Source organism: Chryseobacterium sp. PvR013, assembly GCF_017833095.1.
GTDB classification, from domain to species: Bacteria; Bacteroidota; Bacteroidia; order Flavobacteriales; family Weeksellaceae; genus Chryseobacterium; species Chryseobacterium culicis_A.
On record NZ_JAFIBT010000001.1, the window covers coordinates 931,531 to 950,263 of the forward strand.

At 36.0% G+C, this 18,733-nt stretch carries 16 protein-coding genes; 9 read left to right on the forward strand and 7 right to left on the reverse strand.

The genetic code is table 11. The annotated features are described in order from the left end of the window. The first annotated feature begins 178 nt into the window (after positions 1–178). From aroB to JOE44_RS04345, 6 genes are all read left to right on the forward strand, one after another. Positions 179–1,225, forward strand: a complete 1,047-nt coding sequence (gene aroB / locus JOE44_RS04320) for a 3-dehydroquinate synthase (protein WP_209784487.1) — start codon at positions 179–181, stop codon at positions 1,223–1,225. 277 nt (positions 1,226–1,502) lie between these two features. Continuing rightward, a complete protein-coding gene (locus JOE44_RS04325) occupies positions 1,503–2,138 on the forward strand; it encodes a porin family protein (protein WP_209784488.1) in 636 nt (211 codons plus the stop codon). Positions 2,139–2,368: 230 nt separating this feature from the next. After that, positions 2,369–2,998, forward strand: coding sequence for a porin family protein (locus JOE44_RS04330; protein ID WP_209784489.1), 630 nt, complete (start codon positions 2,369–2,371; stop codon positions 2,996–2,998). A 201-nt stretch (positions 2,999–3,199) separates the two neighbouring features. Beyond that, positions 3,200–3,784 (forward strand): porin family protein, encoded by a 585-nt coding sequence (locus JOE44_RS04335; RefSeq protein WP_209784490.1) that lies wholly within the window; start codon positions 3,200–3,202, stop codon positions 3,782–3,784. Between the two features lie 434 nt (positions 3,785–4,218). Continuing rightward, a complete protein-coding gene (locus tag JOE44_RS04340) occupies positions 4,219–4,917 on the forward strand; it encodes a porin family protein (protein WP_209784491.1) in 699 nt (232 codons plus the stop codon). 363 nt (positions 4,918–5,280) lie between these two features. Next, on the forward strand, positions 5,281–6,000 hold the full coding sequence (locus JOE44_RS04345) for a porin family protein (protein ID WP_209784492.1): 720 nt from the start codon (positions 5,281–5,283) through the stop codon (positions 5,998–6,000). Positions 6,001–6,095: 95 nt separating this feature from the next. Here JOE44_RS04345 and JOE44_RS04350 read toward each other — a convergent pair whose 3' ends face one another. The 7 genes from JOE44_RS04350 to JOE44_RS04380 form a co-directional block, all read right to left on the reverse strand. Next, complete coding sequence (locus tag JOE44_RS04350; protein ID WP_209784493.1) at positions 6,096–7,043, reverse strand: glycerophosphodiester phosphodiesterase family protein; 948 nt, start codon at positions 7,041–7,043, stop codon at positions 6,096–6,098. A gap of 141 nt (positions 7,044–7,184) precedes the next feature. Continuing rightward, the gene (purF, locus tag JOE44_RS04355; RefSeq protein WP_209784494.1) at positions 7,185–8,684 is read right to left on the reverse strand and encodes an amidophosphoribosyltransferase; all 1,500 of its coding nucleotides are present in this window, start codon (positions 8,682–8,684) and stop codon (positions 7,185–7,187) included. A gap of 66 nt (positions 8,685–8,750) precedes the next feature. Then, on the reverse strand, positions 8,751–9,110 hold the full coding sequence (locus JOE44_RS04360; RefSeq protein WP_209784495.1) for a four helix bundle protein: 360 nt from the start codon (positions 9,108–9,110) through the stop codon (positions 8,751–8,753). 35 nt (positions 9,111–9,145) lie between these two features. Beyond that, on the reverse strand, positions 9,146–9,868 hold the full coding sequence (gene purC / locus JOE44_RS04365; protein WP_065397805.1) for a phosphoribosylaminoimidazolesuccinocarboxamide synthase: 723 nt from the start codon (positions 9,866–9,868) through the stop codon (positions 9,146–9,148). Between the two features lie 36 nt (positions 9,869–9,904). Then, positions 9,905–10,600, reverse strand: a complete 696-nt coding sequence (locus JOE44_RS04370) for a DUF3307 domain-containing protein (protein WP_209784496.1) — start codon at positions 10,598–10,600, stop codon at positions 9,905–9,907. A gap of 2 nt (positions 10,601–10,602) precedes the next feature. Beyond that, positions 10,603–11,208, reverse strand: a complete 606-nt coding sequence (locus JOE44_RS04375; RefSeq protein WP_209784497.1) for a SatD family protein — start codon at positions 11,206–11,208, stop codon at positions 10,603–10,605. 399 nt (positions 11,209–11,607) lie between these two features. Further along, complete coding sequence (locus tag JOE44_RS04380; RefSeq protein ID WP_209784498.1) at positions 11,608–13,521, reverse strand: endonuclease; 1,914 nt, start codon at positions 13,519–13,521, stop codon at positions 11,608–11,610. Between the two features lie 190 nt (positions 13,522–13,711). Between JOE44_RS04380 and JOE44_RS04385 the strand changes: the two genes are divergently transcribed. From JOE44_RS04385 to JOE44_RS04395, 3 genes are all read left to right on the forward strand, one after another. Further along, positions 13,712–14,851: an acyl-CoA dehydrogenase family protein gene (locus tag JOE44_RS04385; RefSeq protein ID WP_209784499.1), complete on the forward strand. Its 1,140-nt coding sequence runs from the start codon at positions 13,712–13,714 to the stop codon at positions 14,849–14,851. Between the two features lie 24 nt (positions 14,852–14,875). Continuing rightward, positions 14,876–15,373: a DinB family protein gene (locus JOE44_RS04390; RefSeq protein WP_079241617.1), complete on the forward strand. Its 498-nt coding sequence runs from the start codon at positions 14,876–14,878 to the stop codon at positions 15,371–15,373. A 370-nt stretch (positions 15,374–15,743) separates the two neighbouring features. Then, complete coding sequence (locus JOE44_RS04395; protein WP_209784500.1) at positions 15,744–18,674, forward strand: reprolysin-like metallopeptidase; 2,931 nt, start codon at positions 15,744–15,746, stop codon at positions 18,672–18,674. Positions 18,675–18,733 lie beyond the last annotated feature (59 nt).

Here is an 18,733-nt window from a genome sequence, read left to right on the forward strand (position 1 = left end):
CGAGAATCATCAGAACTTTTCTTGGTTGAAATTCTTGGTCTCTTTGGTCTGTCTGAATTATTATTATCTCTGCTCATTCTAAAAATTTCTGCAAAGATAGTAATTTAGTTACGAGTTAAAAATTAAGAATCATAACTTTGCACTATAGTTTACATTTTAACTTTACATAAATTTGAAGATGATAACAATATTAAACGATAATTTTTCACAGCTAAACGAGTTTCTTCACGAAAAATCTTTCAGTAAAATTTTCATTCTTGTAGATGAAAATACCCATGAATACTGCCTTCCTGTTCTTTTAGGAAATATGGAAACTGATCTTGGTTTTGAAATTTTAGAGATTGAAGCCGGAGAAGAAATGAAAAATATCCAGACAGCCAATCAGCTTTGGGAAATTCTTACGGAGATGCAGGCGGATAGAAAAGCATTGGTTATCAATCTTGGTGGCGGTGTAATTACGGATATGGGCGGATTTGTTGCATCTACTTATAAAAGAGGGATACAGTTTATCAACATTCCTACTACCCTTTTATCCATGTGTGATGCTTCCATAGGAGGAAAAACAGGGATTGATCTGATGCACTTTAAAAATATGGTGGGAACTTTTGCTTTTCCTGAACAGATCTTTATTTTCCCAAAATTCTTAGAAACATTACCTTTTAAAGAATTAAGAAGTGGCTTTGCTGAAATGCTGAAGCACGGATTAATTGCTGATAAAAATCATTGGGATCAGCTGATTCAGATCCGTAAGCTGGAAGTGGAAACGGTAACCCCACATATTCAGACTTCAATGAATATCAAGCAGAATGTGGTAGATCAGGACTTCCATGAGCAGAACATCAGAAAAACACTCAACTTCGGTCATACAATAGGCCATGCTGTGGAAAGTTTGTGCTTACAACAGCAAAATCCTATCCTTCATGGTGAAGCAGTTGCTATGGGAATGATTGCAGAAGCGCATCTTGCCTGGCTTGAAAATCTTATTTCTGAAGAAGACGCAAAAATGATCATTGAAAATATCCAGAGATATTATCCATACCTTGATATCAGCGATTTCAAAGATGAAGATATCACAGCACTATTATTAAATGATAAAAAGAATACAGACAGTAAAATCAACTTTTCTCTGCTTTCAGGAATAGGTTCTTGTACGTATGATCATCAATGCAGCCAGGAAAATATCCTTGAATCTTTATCTTTTTATAGAAAATTAAATGATGCTTAACGTTTTTTTTGAGAAACATATTCCCTTTAAAAGCTATTTTTGACAAAATTGTCAATTTAGATTTCTTCTAAACAAATGTTTATTTAAATTCATAATTTACTGTAAGTCAATTACATATTTCAAAAATCACTTAAACACTAAGTGATTTTTTTATTGATTTTAATCATAAAAAATATTTTTGGCAAGCAATTTGAAAGATACTCTGCGTTCAACTGAAAATGCTGAACAGTAGTAAAATTTAAAATTAAGAAAGAGTAAAATTAAAAAAATTAAAGTTATGAAAAAGTTAATTTTAGGATTAGCGTTAACTGCAGGAACATTCGCATTCGCTCAACAGACAGGAAATACATCTTCCAATCCAGTAACATTTGGGGTAAAAGGGGGAATGAACGTATCTTCACTTTCAAAAGACAGTGGTCTTGATGACCAGAAATCTAAAATAGGATTCAACGCAGGAGTATTTGCTAATATTCCATTGGCAGCATCATTCAGCGTTCAGCCGGAGGTATTATATTCTCAGTATGGTAATAAATCAGATTTCACTTCATTTGGAACAAAATATTCAGCTTCTACGAAGTTAGATTATATTGCAGTACCAGTGATGTTCCAGTATAATTTAATCCCTAATCTTTATGTAGAGGCAGGACCAGAATTTGGTTTCATGGTAAGTGCTAAAAACAAATTGAAAAATGAATCCAACGGAGATTCTACTACTTCAGACAATTACAAAGACAATTTCAATACATTCAATTTTGGTATTGGTCTTGGTGCTGGGTATTACTTCACTCCGAACCTTGGACTTACAGCAAGATATGTTGCAGGTTTAACAGATATTGCAAAAAACAGACCTAGCGGTGCTGATGCTGTCAGAAACAATGTATTCCAGGTTGGATTAGCTTATAAATTTAAATAAGCTATACATTCACTAACAAATTTTATATTCAATAGAAAAGATCAGATTAATTTTTTAATCTGGTCTTTTTTTATGTTAAAATAAGATGGAGTTAATAATTCACCATAAATATATCCCATATAGTTGATTTTTTCATTCGTTAAAAACATATAAAGTCTTTATTCATGGGGTTTAACGGCATATTGTTTGTTGCTTACCCAGCGTTAAACAATGTAAAATAAAACTAATCTATGAAAAAGATTTTTTTAGGCCTGGCACTTGTCGCAGGTACTTTTGCTTTTGCTCAAAGCACTTCCACTTCCACTGATGCAGCTACTCCATCTACATCTTCTTCCAAAATCAAATTCGGTTTAAAAGCAGGTCTGAATGTATCCGCTCTTTCTCATATGGATATGAAAGCAAAAACAGGATTCTATGGTGGTGTATTTGTAAATATTCCTGTGGCAAAAGATTTCGCTATCCAGCCGGAAGTATTATATAGTGCTGTGGGGGCAAAACAAAAAGGAGACGGTAATGCAAAACTTAATTTAGAATACATTTCCGTTCCTGTAATGTTTCAGTATAAAGCACTTCCTAATTTTTATGTAGAAGCCGGACCTCAATTTAATTTCCTTATGGGGGCAGAACTAAAAGATGATGTCGGAAGTTTGCAACTTAAAAACGCAACCAAGAGTTTCGATTTCGGAATCGGACTGGGAGCTGGGTATAATATTACCAAAAACATTGGTGTGAATGTAAGATATACTACAGGGCTATCTGATATTGTGAATGCAAAACAACAGCGATATCTTTATGGATATGGCAGACCGGGATCTGTAAGAAACAGTGTATTCCAGGTAGGAGTACATTACAAATTCTAAAGCACGATCACCTTTTTTGTTAAATTTTTATAATTAAAGTGGAGCCGGATTAATTTTAATCCGGCTTTTTTAGTTTCAATGGGAAATTATTCTTCATAATATACGTAAATAGTAGATTTACAGCATAGTTTGACTTTGGCACGCCGTTTGATTCTTAATGAAATGTTAAATAAAACTTAAAAACTATTAAAATATAAACTTATGAAAAAGATTTTTTTAGGCCTTGCGCTAGTAGCAGGTACTTTCACTTTCGCTCAGAAGACTTCAACTTCTACTGCTTCATCTTCTCCAGTTAGATTTGGGGTAAAAGCAGGTCTTAATATCTCTACTATTTCTAATAGTGATTTGAATTCAAAAGCTGGATTCTACGGTGGCGTCTTTGCAAACATTCCAGTAGCACAGGACTTCTCTGTACAACCAGAAGTATTATATAGTGGTATGGGTGGTAAAGCAAAGACTAACAGTGATATAAAACTGAATATGGATTATATCGCAGTACCAGTGATGTTACAGTACAACCTGATTCCTAATCTATATGTAGAAGCAGGTCCTCAGTTCGGGTTCCTTATCAGTGCTAAAGGAAAAGGTAATGGTGCTTCTGTAGACGTTAAAGACAATTTGAAAACTTTTGATTTCGGATTAGGTCTTGGAGCAGGATATTATTTCACGCAAAATATCGGAGTGAATCTAAGATATACTGCAGGATTATCTGATGTTCCTAAAAACAATAACGGTGATGCTGCCAGAAACGGAGTATTCCAGTTAGGTTTAGCTTATAAATTCTAAGTAAATTTTCTATTCAATACAGAGCCGGATTATATTTAATCCGGCTTTTATATTTTATTGATATTTTGGCAAGAAATTTGCGTACTGAATATTAATTGTACTTTATTCCGGAATTTCCAATTTACAGTTCCTGTTTTTACAATGAATAGGTATTGATTCAGTTGATCATTCAATTGATTTTCAAGACTGAAACTAACTATTACCATTAATTTTTAACGAGAACTTCAACAAATTGGCTGGCATTTAAAGTGCATTGCAGAATACCGGAAAGTATTTTGTTTCATAATTTAGATACATTTTGATTTCAATAGAAAAAGTCAGGTTTATTAATTTAGGCCTGACTTTTTCGCTTTTAGCATGATTTTTATCACTTCTCCCCTTTATGGCAGATATTTTGTCACAATGAAGAAAAATTAAATTAAACTTTTAAATCCATGAAAAAACTCTTTGCAGTCCTTGCAGTTGCGGGTAGCCTTTTCGCAAATGCACAAGAAAAAAATCAGTCAAAATCTTCGTCTCCTGTTACTTTTGGTGTTAAAGCCGGATTGAATGGGTCTACCCTTACCAGAGGAGACGGTTATGAATATGACAACAATGAGAAAATGAAAGTAGGTTTTCATGCAGGAGTATTCGCTAATATTCCGGTTTCTGAAAAATTCAGCATCCAGCCCGAACTTCTTTTCAGCCAGCTGGGATCAAAATCAGATTATAACTACAGAACAAGCTCTGGGAACTACAGAAGAACACAACACTATGATTATAGTACAACCTTAAATTATCTTTCTCTTCCTGTGATGGTTCAATATAATATCCTTCCTCAGCTTTATGTGGAAGCAGGTCCTGAATTTGGATATCTGCTTGGAGGAAGAACAAAAGGAGATTTAACGACTATTGAAACTACCGGAAATTCAATTACTGTTGATCATACAGATCATATTTCACAGAATATTTCAACAAGCCTTTTTAATCGTTTTAATCTGGGACTAGGAATTGGTGCCGGATATTACTTTACTAAAAGTTTTGGTGTGACCGCCAGATTTACTGCGGGCCTTACTGAGGTTTACAAATACAATGAGGGTGACAAAGTAAGAAATAATGCCATTCAGATTGGCGTTGCTTATAAGTTTAAATAGCGATATTTATTATTTTCAAAACGGATACCGGGCTTTTTAAAGTCCGGTATTTTTACTTCTACTCATAAAAATAGTCCAGATAGCTTATAAATTTTCTTAAAAACTCATTTCTGATTTTAAATTTTCATCATTTTAATTATCAACAAGAAAGCATTTTTAACATTAAACTCTTTTCAAAAATATAGAGATTGGCAATACATTTATTCATTAAAAAGGGATAAATGATTAAAAAAAACCTTTAGCGAAACCACTCGAAAACCTTTATAAATAGGCATTTTTCAAGTTTGGCAAGCAATTTGCAAAATAATTCGAGTCTGATTGGGAAATCATTCGACACAAATAGTAAAATTAAAAAATAAAATTATGAAGAAGTTATTTTTAGGATTAGCATTAACTGCTGGTGCATTAGCTTTCGCTCAGGAAACAGAGACTAAGACAGAAACAAAAACAGTAAGTGCATCACCACTAAAAAAAGATGTTCAGCCCGTTAGATTTGGGATCAAAGCAGGAGGAAACTCAGCTTATTTCAGTCAGCAAAAGTTCGGAATCAACACTCAACAACTAGGTTTCCACGCGGGTGTATTCGTTAATATTCCAATTTCAAAACAATTCAGCTTCCAGCCAGAGGTATTGTATAACCAAATGGGTGCAAAAGATGTAATGTATTCTACAGAAACTGACAATGGTGTAACGAATGTAAAAACTAAGGTACAGAGCAGAGTAAAAATGGATTACATTTCAGTTCCGCTAATGGTTCAGATGAGACCTACTGATAAGTTTTATATCGAAGCAGGACCTGAGTTCAGTTATTTCATCAACGGGAAAAATAAAGGAGAATCTACTGTAGCAAGTACTACAGGAGGTATTACAACTACCACTTCAAGTTCTCACTCTACAGATATCGACAAAGATATGATCAACAAATTCAACTTTGGTTTAGGCCTTGGTTTAGGATATGACATCACTTCCAACATCGGTATCAATGCAAGATATGTAAACAGCTTAACAAAGATTGATAAGAGCATGTCTGCAGCTGAAAACAACAACAGAGTATTTCAGTTAGGACTGAATTATAAATTCTAATCAACGACCAATTTTTTAACCCTAAGTGCAGAGTAATCTGCATGCATAAAATAGCCGGAAGTTTTTCTTCCGGCTATTTATATTGAAAAAAGGTTTTATTCGAATATTCTCGGATCATCGCTGATAACGCCGTCTATTCCCATATCTTTTAATTCTTTCAGCCTTTCTTTGGTATTCACAGTCCATGGGATTACTTTCATCCCTAATAAGTGGCATTCCTGCACCAATTTGGGCGTAACAAGGGTGTGATCCGGACTATAAATGGTTGGAGTAAAACTTAGAAACTTCATATCTCCGGCTACTCCACTCAGATGATTGGGATACATTTTGAACTTTTCTACAGGAATATTTTTAAAATAAGCCTGTTGCTGAGCCAGCTTTTTATCATCTACTTTTTCTACCAGTAAAGCAGTCATCACCTTAGGATATTCTTTATGAATAATTTCAAGAGTTCTTGGATCAAAAGACTGGATAATCACTCTGTCCTGAATCTTCTTTTCTACGATAATCTTCATCATCAGATCTACAAATTCTTGTGGTTCCGGATGGAAAATATTGTCAGAGAAAGGGCGTGTTTTTGTTTCTATATTATAAAAAGGCAGTGGCCTCTTCAATTCGCGGGCATAGGTTTCACAAGCATCTATAACATCCGAAAAAAGAGGTTTTTGAACCTTCATTTTCTTTTGGTCCGGATAGTTATTCAATTTTTTTAAGCCTGCATCAAATGTTTTGATCTTTGCGTAAGGCATTTCATAAATTTTGTAGTAAAAACCTGAGTCTTTGGGGATATAAGTTCCATCTGGCTTTGTAATGAGTTCAGGAGACAGAAAAGCATCATGAGAAAGAATAACCTTTTTGTCTTTGGTAATAGCCAAATCCATTTCAAGGGTTGTGACATTCATTTTTAAGGCATTCTTCATGGCCGGAATTGTATTTTCCGGGTAAAGTGATTTTCCTCCACGATGTGCCTGTTTATCGAATGACTGTGAAGAATAAAGTTGGGCAAATACCAGAAAAATACCCGTAAAAAATGCGTTTTTCATATCCTGACGTTTATTCTGACAAAATTAAAATTCCATTATATACTGTATAATACAGGAATATTAAGCTTTTGCTACATTTATAAAACAAAAGACCCGGGCTATTAACCCAGGTCTTCTATTTTTACTATTTCAATAAAGAGATTAATTAAATAAATCTACCTCTTCTCCTTTTCCTACAGGATATTCTTCAGTAAAGCACCCGAAACAATGATTAGCAGATCCTAAAATAGTTTTCAGATTATCAATACTTAAAAATTCTAAAGAATCTACTCCCAGATAGTTTTTAAGTTGTTCTGTAGACATATTTGCAGAGATCAGATCATCTTTAGACGGCGTATCAATCCCCAGATAACATGGTGCAATAATAGGTGGAGAAACACTTCTGAAGTGGATCTCTTTCACCCCTGCATCTTTTAAAATTTTAACCAGTCTTTTAGAGGTAGTTCCACGAACGATAGAATCATCAATGATTACCACTCTCTTATCTTTCATCTCTGAGATAATTGGGTTTAGCTTAAGGTTCACTACCCTTTCTCTCATTTCCTGTGTAGGAACGATGAAACTTCTTCCGATGTATCTGTTTTTGATTAAAACAGGACGGAAAGGTATTCCTGAAGCCTTAGAGAAACCAATGGCTGCAGGAACTCCGGAATCCGGAACTCCGATAACCAAATCAGCATCTACAGGAGCCTGTTCCCAGATTTTCTCACCCGATTTTTCTCTGATTTCATATACATTGATATTTTCTAATGTAGAGTCAGGTCTTGCAAAATAAATATATTCAAAAGAACAGATTCTCTGCTTTCCTTTCGCTTCATCCATCATATAAGAATGAAGTTTTCCAGGTTCGTTTTCATTGGTATAAATGATTTCACCAGGAAGGATATCACGTACATATTGAGCTCCTACAGCATCCAGTGCCACAGATTCTGAAGCAACCACGTAAGATCTTTCGTCGATAGCTCCTAACACCAATGGACGGATTCCGTTGAAGTCTCTGAATGCGAAGAATTTGTTTCTTGTCATCCCTACAACAGAATAAGCTCCTTCGATTTTTTCCATGGTAGCTTTGATGGCTCCACGAAGACCTAAATCAAGGTTTTTCTGGATCAGTCTCAGGATCACCTCAGAATCGGAAGTAGCTCTGAAAACTACACCTTCAGCCTCTAATTCTGTTTTTAATTCTTTTGCATTGGTAAGGTTACCGTTGTGTGCTATAGAAAGTATAATCTGGTCATATTCGTTTTTCGCGAAAAATGGCTGGAAGTTATATTTCTTTTTATCTCCTGCAGTAGTATAACGGGTATGCCCGATTGCAGAATTTCCCATAAAAGTTTCAGGTTCCTGAATGTCTTTATAAACATCTAAAACCAGTCCTTCATCTTTCATGTTTGTGATTCTTCCATCTTTTAAAACGGAAATCCCACAAGCCTCCTGACCTCTGTGCTGTAAAGCAAAAAGCCCGAATTGTGAAAGAGAGAAAGTATCCAGATCATTATCCGAATACAATCCGAAGATCCCACACTCTTCATTAGGAGCATCCAGTCTTTCCTCTTCCTGAGTTCTGAAAAGATTCCTTCCGTAAGTCTGGGTCTCAAACTGTTTTAAATATTCACTTTTATGAATGTCTAAACTTTTCATTTCTATTTTTTCTAATGATTAGAAGTTAGATATTAGATGTTAGAAATTAGTCTAAGTTAACTTCAATTATAATTTTAAACTTGCTTTTAATGAATAGATCATTTTCTGAATTTCAGATAAAAGTTCTTTTAAGGGAGCTATTTTAGTTTCCGAAATAAAATTCAAATCAATCAATAACTGAAGTTGGGTTTGAAGTTCATAGGTAGAACCAAACGCAATTCCGAGAAACTGGTAAAATTCGTTTTTATTATTTCTTCCGGCTCCTTCCACAATATTAGACGGTATTGAAACAGCACATCTTCTGATTTGAGATTGTAGTCCAAATTTTTCTTCCATGGGTAATTCAGCTGAGATCAAATAAACCTCTTTAACTAAAGCCATTGATTTGTTCCAAACCTTCAAATCCTCTATCCGGTGCGATTTCATACTAATTTCTAATATCTAACTTCTAATTTCTGAAATTATTTTGCAAGTAAGTTCTTCAATCGGTTGTAGATTTCAACATAAGCCTCAGTAACTTCTCCTAAGTCTCTTCTGAATCTGTCTTTGTCTAATTTCTTCATGGTATCTTTATCCCAAAGTCTGCAAGTATCAGGAGAGATTTCATCAGCAAGGATAATTTCACCGTCTGAAGTTTTACCCAATTCGATTTTGAAATCTACCAGGATGATATTGATTTTGTCAAACAGGTCGATAAGGATTTCGTTGATATCTGAAGTCAGCTCATACATTTCGTCAAGCTCTTCATAAGTAGCTGCTCCTAAGAAAACGGCATGGTGGTCATTGATAAGCGGATCTCCCAACTCGTCTTTTTTATAGCAGATATCGAAGATGGTTACCGGAGATTTAATTCCTTCTTCCACTCCTAATCTTTGTGCCATGCTTCCTGCAGAGTAGTTTCTTACTACCATTTCCAAAGGAATGATAGATACTTTTCTTACCAACTGCTCTCTTTCGTCCAATTGTTTGATGAAATGAGTTTTGATTCCTTTTTCATTTAAGTATTCAAAAATAAGGGTTGTGATCGCGTTGTTCATTTCACCCTTCAGATCAACCTGACCTTTCTTTTGAGCGTTAAATGCTGTAGCATCGTCTTTGAAACGTACTACTACTTCATCAGGATTATCAGTTGCAAATACCTGTTTTGCTTTCCCCTCGTACAACATTTCTTTCTTTTGACTCATAATTTTACTTTCTAAATTGTAGTTAGATTTATTGATTTATTTTATTATTATTCCTGTTAAGACAGCCAGTCCAAAACTTAGCAGTGTGCCAATTAATACATATTCTGTAAGTTTTCTCTGTTTTGCCTGTGCAAGGTCGCTGAACCTGAAAACAGATTTGGCAGCTACCATGAAACCTACGCCTTCCCAGTGATTCACCATAATAAAAGTGAAAACCAGCAGACGTTCTAAAATTCCGATATATTTTCCGGCACTTGATAAAGATTCGGTTTGAATAGTGTTGGCGCCATCCGGAGCAGGGGTCCAGGATGACAGTAAGATTTTAATAAAAATAGAAGCAGGTGTTGTCAGAAACAATGTTGCCATAATTATTTTTAAAAATTCCTGATTCTGTAAAAAGCTGAAGCTGAATTCCTGAAAATAAAAAGAAACTCCGGCAATCACCAAAACATGCAGCAGCTGATCAATAAAAAACCATCTTTTTTTAGTCTTTACATTCTGAAATGTAAGTTTTGCTGCATCAATAATGAAGTGAGTAACTCCTACTAAAACGGCGACCCACCAAAGCTGAAGATCCCAAAGAAAGAGAAGGCTTAAACCCGTGTGAATCAGAATGTGAAAGTATAAAAACTTACTTTTTAGTTTATAGTTCTCCTTATCCGCAACCCATGAATTTGGCTGAAGTATAAAATCTCCAAGTAGATGTGCCAATATGAGTTTGATAAAGATCATGCTTACAATTCTGAGATTTTCTTTCTGAAATACTGATTGGTCTCCACGATGAGCTCATAGTTGGCTCGCTTCAGTCTCTGGCTTACCGAAGACTGTGAAATAGCAAATCTCTTAGCAAGATCTTCCTGAGTAATATCCTGATTCATGATCATCTCATGAATAATCTCTGCTGTAGCCATGGTCCAGTTATCAAAGTCCTTAGACGACCATTTCAACAGAATATTAAGATCTCTGTCCACCGGGTCACTGGAGGTTTTAATGGCAACGGTATGCCCGTCATTTTTAAGATCATTAAGCAATCTTCCGGAATTTACATAAGCTGTACCATTAGATTCAGTGATTTTCTCAGAAGAGAAACTTTCTTCACCAATACCTATGGCCATCCTTACATCTAAATTTTCCAGGCTTTTAATAAGAGATTTTATGGCTAGAAAACGCCAGAAAACGTCATCAATTTTGCATTTGAACTGAAACTCATCTCCTCTGTAGATTTCCCATGTGTCAGGAGCGCTTCCCCATTTTTCGAGAAGATGTTTAAGCCTGGTAATCCAAACTTCAGTATCCGCATGCTGTGAATTTACAATATCACCGGTAATGACCGCTATCATACTGCAAATATAAGCATAATTACTTATATATAAAAAATATAAGCAGAAACACTTATAGATATTGATTATTAGTGAATCAGCTTATATCAATGATGTAGTAAACATAAGGTTTTGAAGGGTTTATAGTAAACGGCAAAATTAAGAAAAAACAAAAATCAGTTGAAAATTTTATTATTACATTAAGTTTAACTCTACTTTTTTACCTTTTTTTTAGGCAAGAAGCTATTCCTGCTATCCACTCATACTCCTCGCACCAAGCTATCCCAGCCACTTAACCCTCCAACTCTTCCACCTATGCTCCGGGGTAACCGCTTCTATCAGGGCTAAAACAGTCATTGCGAGCAAAGCGAAGCAATCTCAGATCTGGTAAGAGTACTTTTTGTTCCTCTTTTAATAGTATTATCTTTTAATAAACTGATGGGCTTTTTCATCAAGTTTTAAAAAATAGATACCCGCAGGAATCCCCTGCACCGAAATATTTGTCTTATTTCTGAACGGATCTTTCTCCGAATAGATCACTTTTCCGGAAAGATCTATGATCTGAGCCATTTTTACTTTTTCCTTTTCTCCATTTACATACAGATGATCAGAAACAGGGTTCGGATAAATCGTAAACTCATTGTTTTCAGCAATCAATTTTGCAGTAGACAATGTTTCGCCCAGGTTCTGGCAGTAATTGGACGGATAAGAATCCCATTCACCTATACTAAATGTATCAGTGGGCTGATTGACGCTACTCTTTCTGTACAAAGATACATTTCCGTTATTATTGAGGGTATATTTTACCCCGATAGCATCCACAGTTACGGTCTTATTATAAGCAAGCTCTACATAATTTTCTCCTGCAAACATCAAAGGATCAGAAGCCGTTACAAATTTCGCCTGATTACTGGTAAAACATGACAAAGTACCTTTTGGATTCAAAATCACAAACGTTTCATTGTTTCCTACTTTGCCCTCTAACTCATAAGTATCTCCATTATAGATCGCTCCGGAAGTATTGTTTTTAAACTGAATATTGATTCTGTAATTATTTAAATTAACTTCATGTCCCGTTTTATTAACAATTTCCAGTGAATTATTCTTAATGAATTCCGTATTCGTTCCCGAAATATATTTTGTAATCATAAGATCCGGAGCATACGAATCAGAAGCAATCGTTGAAGTGGTAATTGTATTACTGAACGGGGATTCCAGATAGGCTTTATCAAAAGCTTTCACTGTAAACGTATAAGTTGTTGAAGGATTCAGATGGTCAATGCTTATAGAAGTTCCCTTTGTAACAGCAACAGGTGTTGTGGATCCGTTCATATAAATCCTGTATCCTAAAACATCAGCATCAGGTGCAGCAGTCCAGTTTAAATTAACAAAATAAGCATTCTGCTGTGTTGAAACCAGCGTTCCCGGAGCTGTAGGGGCAATACTATCAGGCGTTTCAGACCAGATCATATCAATCCACTCAGGATGATCGATAAATGGGTTTCTGTTTTTTTGTATTGTATAGATGGCATTATTTCTGTCGATTTCCCTTTGTGAAACCGGATCTGCCGTACTCCACTGTTTCAGCATGGCAATATAAGCAAGATCAACCGCTCTTTCTTCAGTTCCATCCAGCGGACATTGGTCTGTAGCAGGAGTAAGATTCACTGATGTGGTATATGCCGTATTGAATGAGCCTAACTTTCCTTCATATCGTACCGCAAAATATAACAAACTCCTGGCGATATCACCTTTGAATTCATTAATAGGTTCATAAACTCTTCCTATATAAGGATAATTCGGAATGGCCGCATTGGAGATCCTTGAAGTATTGCTGAAGATATAATGATTCGTGTTGTTTCCTATTCCATAAGGATAATTGCTCCTTCGTTGGTTGATAAATCCGTCAACAGGAATAATAAAGTTAAGATCCGAATACATAGGATAATCACTGATTGAAGAACTTGTACTGAAGGTACTTTGCGGCATCATATGTTCCCTGTTGTATCCCTGACCTTCCATACTCACTCCTGCTACCATCTGATCCACTGTATATTCATAAGCATCCGGTCCCAAAGGAATCTCGGAATAGATATCCAGCAGATATTGAGTATTCGATGCATCGTGATCATAATATTTATCAAGATCAGTCTGCCCATATAACACTTTAAGATCGTTATAATGCCAGTTGACCATTTTTTCTGAAATAATATCGTGGAGTTTTGATTTCAGGGCATACCCCGTAAGCCCAGCTGTTCCATTATAATATCCCGCAGGAGCCTGAGCAGAAATATAAGAGGAAATCAAAATAATAGGAAGTAGAATTTTTTTCATACCTTAAAAATTGGAACCTAAAATAGTGAAATAAAAAACGTAAAAGACTGTATATTTTATTAAGAAAGTATTAATTTTCAAAATATAAAAATTTGAAAATTAAATGTATTAGCGCTTACTGTTGTCAATAAAATAATTTTTCTTTAGCATTCCATCAATTTGGTTATCTTTGGGAACTAACTATTATTATATGAATACAGAGACTATTGACAACATCAAAATGATAGCGGAAACGGCTAGAGAATTTGCAGAAAAGAACATTAGACCGAACATTATGGAATGGGATGAAAGCCAAACATTTCCAAAAGACTTATTCCACCAATTGGGTGAGATGGGTTTTATGGGAATTGTAGTACCTGAACAATATGGAGGTTCTGGCTTAGGTTATCATGAGTATGTTACTATTCTGGATGAAATTTCTCAGGTTGACCCATCTATTGGTCTTTCTGTAGCAGCACACAACTCACTTTGCACCAACCATATTTATGAATTTGGAAATGAAGAACAAAGACACAGATGGCTTCCTCAGCTGGCATCCGGAAAAGTAATCGGAGCCTGGGGACTTACAGAACACAATACAGGTTCTGATTCAGGAGGAATGTCTACTACCGCTGTAAGAGATGGTGATGAGTGGATTATCAACGGAGCTAAAAACTTTATTACTCATGCTATTTCTGGAGACATTGCCGTAGTGATGACAAGAACAGGAGAAATAGGTGCTAAGAACAACTCTACAGCCTTTGTTTTAGAAAAAGGAATGCCTGGATTTACTTCCGGAAAAAAAGAGAATAAATTAGGAATGCGTGCTTCTGAAACAGCAGAATTAATTTTTGATAATGTACGTGTACCGGATTCTCACCGTTTAGGAGAGGTAGGTGAAGGTTTCAAGCAGGCAATGAAAGTATTGGATGGTGGTAGAATTTCTATCGCAGCCCTAAGCTTAGGTACTGCAAGAGGAGCTTACAAAGCGGCTTTAAAATATGCAAAAGAAAGACATCAGTTTGGAAAACCTATTGCAGATTTCCAGGCAATCAACTTTATGCTAGCAGATATGGCTACAGAAATTGATGCTGCTGAACTTCTTATCCAAAGAGCTTCTACTCTTAAAAATGCAAAACAAAAAATGACAAAAGAAGGAGCTATGGCAAAACTATATGCTTCTGAGGCTTGTGTAAGAATCTCGAACAATGCTGTTCAGATCTTCGGAGGATACGGTTATACAAAAGATTTCCCAGCTGAAAAGTTCTATAGAGACTCTAAGCTTTGTACAATCGGTGAAGGTACTTCTGAAATCCAGAGACTGGTTATTGGAAGAGATATTACAAAATAACCTTAATTTTAAAAACATATACAAATGATTAAACAGGCACTTTTAGGTGAGTTTCTGCACGAAGCTGAAAACACCAGAAAAATTTTACAGGCAATCCCTGACAGCGCATTAGACTGGAAACCCTCAGAAAAAAACTGGACAACCGGTCAGCTGGCTTCACACATTGCCGAAGTATACAATTGGTACGAATCCACTTTCAATCAGGATACTTTTGATATGGGAGCGTACAAGTATGATAAAGGAGATATTTCCAAAGCGGAAAATATCCTCGCGAAATTTGAAGAAAATGTTGCCAACGCACAGAAAGTTCTGGAAAACTCGGATGAAAATACTTATTTTAATGAGTGGAAAATGGAAATGAACGGAAATGTACTTTTCCCGCCATCTCCAAGAATCCAGGTGGTAAGAGGCTTTCTTTATAATCATTTGTACCATCACAGAGGTGAACTGGTGGTTTATTTAAGATCTACCGGGAACAAAGTCCCTGGACTTTACGGTCCTACTGCTGATGATAAAATGTAAGTAGGGATTATATAAATATACGAAGCTGTTTCAATATGAAACAGCTTTTTTATAGTCAGGATGCAGAGCATTTAACAACAGTTGCCAAAATTCAACTTACTAATATTATTTACACATAATTAAATAATTAGTAATTTTCATTGTCTCATTTTAATAAATTAATAAAAAAAATACCTCTATTTTATTTTTTTTGAAATTAAATTTCATTTCTTCACTTTTACTTTTCTTTTATTAATAAGCTTTTTCAATTATACTTAATGTATTGCATAACATTTTAAGGCGATATTCCAAATTTCTCTTAAAAAATTTTGTTTTTGATAATATATTTTTCATTAGCTTTGATATTCCACAATCAAATTTAATATTTAATATGAAAAAACAATTAACGCTGATTGGAATGCTCCTTATTTCGGGTATTTCTTTCGCACAGACTGACCGTCTTTGGTCTGAAGGTTCCAGAAAAACTTCATCAGAGATCTTTGAAAACAAAACCAGCATCAGCAATCCTAAGGTATACAATCTGGATATCAACGGATTGAAAAACATGCTGGCAAAAGCTCCCAAAAGACTGGCTGCAGGCGAAAAATCAGAACTCATTATTTCTTTTCCGAATTCTGAAGGCAGAATGGAAAGTTTCAAAGTGAGGGAGAATTCCAATTTTGCCCCTGAATTGGCAGCAAAATATCCGGATATCAAATCCTATGTAGGACAAGGTCTGGATGATCCTAATTCCACAGTCTATTTCAGTGTTTCTCCACTAGGACTGTCATCTATGGAAATTTACGGAGATAAATCTGCAGTATTCATCGAACCTTACACTAAAGATCTTTCTTCTTATGTAGTGTACAGAAAGTCCGACAAAAAAGATGATCTTAATAAGTTTGAATGTACAGTCGTTGACGCTGCTCAAAAAGGAGTTTCCAACTCTGCTCTTGCGGCAAGACCTAACGCTGACGATGCTAAACTAAGAACATTCAGACTGGCATTATCTTGTACCGGAGAATACACCACTTATTTTGGAGGTACAAAAGCTCAGGCTTTAGCTGCAATGAATACCACAATGACCCGTGTAAATGGTGTTTTTGAAAAAGATTTCGCAGCAAGAATGGTTTTGATCGCCAATAATGACGCTGTTATCTACACCAATGCTTCTACAGACCCTTATTCTGCAGCTTCAGGAATGAGCAGCTGGAATTCTCAATTACAAAGTACTTTAACTTCGGTAATTGGCGAAGCTAATTATGACATCGGACACTTGTTCGGAGCTTCCGGAGGTGGTGGAAATGCAGGATGTATTGGCTGTATCTGTACAAACGGATCTAAAGGAAGCGGTTATACTTCTCCGGCAGATGCTATTCCTTCAGGAGATAATTTTGATATCGACTATGTGGCTCACGAAATGGGACATCAGTTTGGTGGAAACCATACTTTCTCTATGAGCAATGAAGGAACAGGCGTCAATATGGAACCGGGATCTGGATCAACAATTATGGGATATGCCGGAATTACCAGCCAAGATATCCAACCTCATTCTGATGCCTTCTTCCATGCGGTAAGCATTCAGCAGATCACTAATAATATTAAAGCTAAAACCTGCTCTGTTAATACCAATACAGGAAATTCAATTCCTACAGCCAGCGCAGGCTTAGATTATACCATTCCAAAAGGAACTCCATTCGTACTGACAGGAACAGGAACGGATGCCGACGGAGATTCTTTAACCTATATCTGGGAACAAATGGACAATGCTTCTTCTTCTCAGACAGGAGCAAGCTCAGCGGCCAGTGCTACAAAAACTTCAGGCCCTAACTTCAGATCATGGACTCCTACCACTGCACCTGTAAGATATTTCCCAAGAATGGCTTCTGTTTTAACAGGTGCAACCACTACTGCAGGTTCTGAAATTACCGTAGAAGCTCTTTCTTCTGTTGCGAGAACATTAAATTTCAGATTTACTGTTCGTGACAATAAAGCAGGAGGTTCAGGAAACAATTCTGACGATGCGGTAATCACAGTTAATGGAACTGCAGGACCATTCAATATCACTTCACAAAATTCAGCAACGACTTACGCTGGAGGAAGTTCTCAAACTATTACATGGAACGTAGCAGGAACTACAGCAAACGGAGTGAATGCAGCCAATGTAGATATCCTTTGGTCAACAGACAGCGGAAATACCTGGACTACCCTGTTAGCAGGAACTCCAAATGATGGTTCACAAGCTGTGACAATTCCTAATTCTACTACAACTACAGGAAGAATTATGGTAAAAGGATCAAATCACATTTTCTTTGATGTCAACAATGCCAACATCTCTGTAAATGCAGGTTCCGGAACTCCTGACACGGTTGCTCCTACAGCTCCTACCCTTGCTGCTTCAGGAACTACTGCTACTACAACCAATCTTTCATGGTCAGGTGCTACAGACAATGTAGCGGTAACCGGATATGATGTATACCAAGGTGCTTCCTTAATCGGTTCTACAGCTTCTGCTACCTATACTGTAACAGGGCTTACTCCGGCAACAACTTATTCTTTCTCTGTTAAAGCAAAAGATGCTGCAGGAAATGCTTCTGTTTCCAGCAATACTGTAAGTGTTACTACTCTTTCCGGTGGAACCGTTACCTATTGTTCTTCTTCGGCTTCCAACACTGCTGATGAAAGAATTGGAAACGTAACATTTGGATCAATTAACAATACATCTACAGGAACTGCAGGGTATGAAAACTTCACTTCAGTTTCTACAAATGTTACAAGAGGAAGTGCTTATACGATTTCCATTACTCCGGTTTGGACTTCTACAAAGTATAGCGAAGCATATGCTGTTTATATTGATTACAACGGCGATGGAGACTTTACAGACAGCGGAGAATTAGCTTGGACAAAAGCAGGTTCTACAACCAGCCCGGTTACAGGATCTATTACCATCCCGGCTACTGCTACAGTTGGATCTACAAGAATGAGAGTCATGATGAAGTATAGCTCAATCCCTACTTCTTCATGTGAAGCATTCACTTATGGACAGGTTGAAGACTATACTCTTAATATTGTTTCTTCAGGAAAAGGAGATCTTCAGAATACAAAAGACCTGATTACAGATGTGAAATTGTATCCAAACCCTGTAAGAGATATCCTTTATATTTCAAATACAACTTCAGAAGACTACAGAATCTTCGATATGGGTGGAAAACTAATTGACTCAGGAAAACTTCAAAGAGGATCCGTGAATGTCAGCAACCTTATCAAAGGGGCTTATATGATTCAAATCGGAGAATCAGCTAAGAGATTCATTAAAAATTAGCAACTAATAGACTTTTAAAATTAAACGATGTGAAAAACTGTTCTGTATAGAACAGTTTT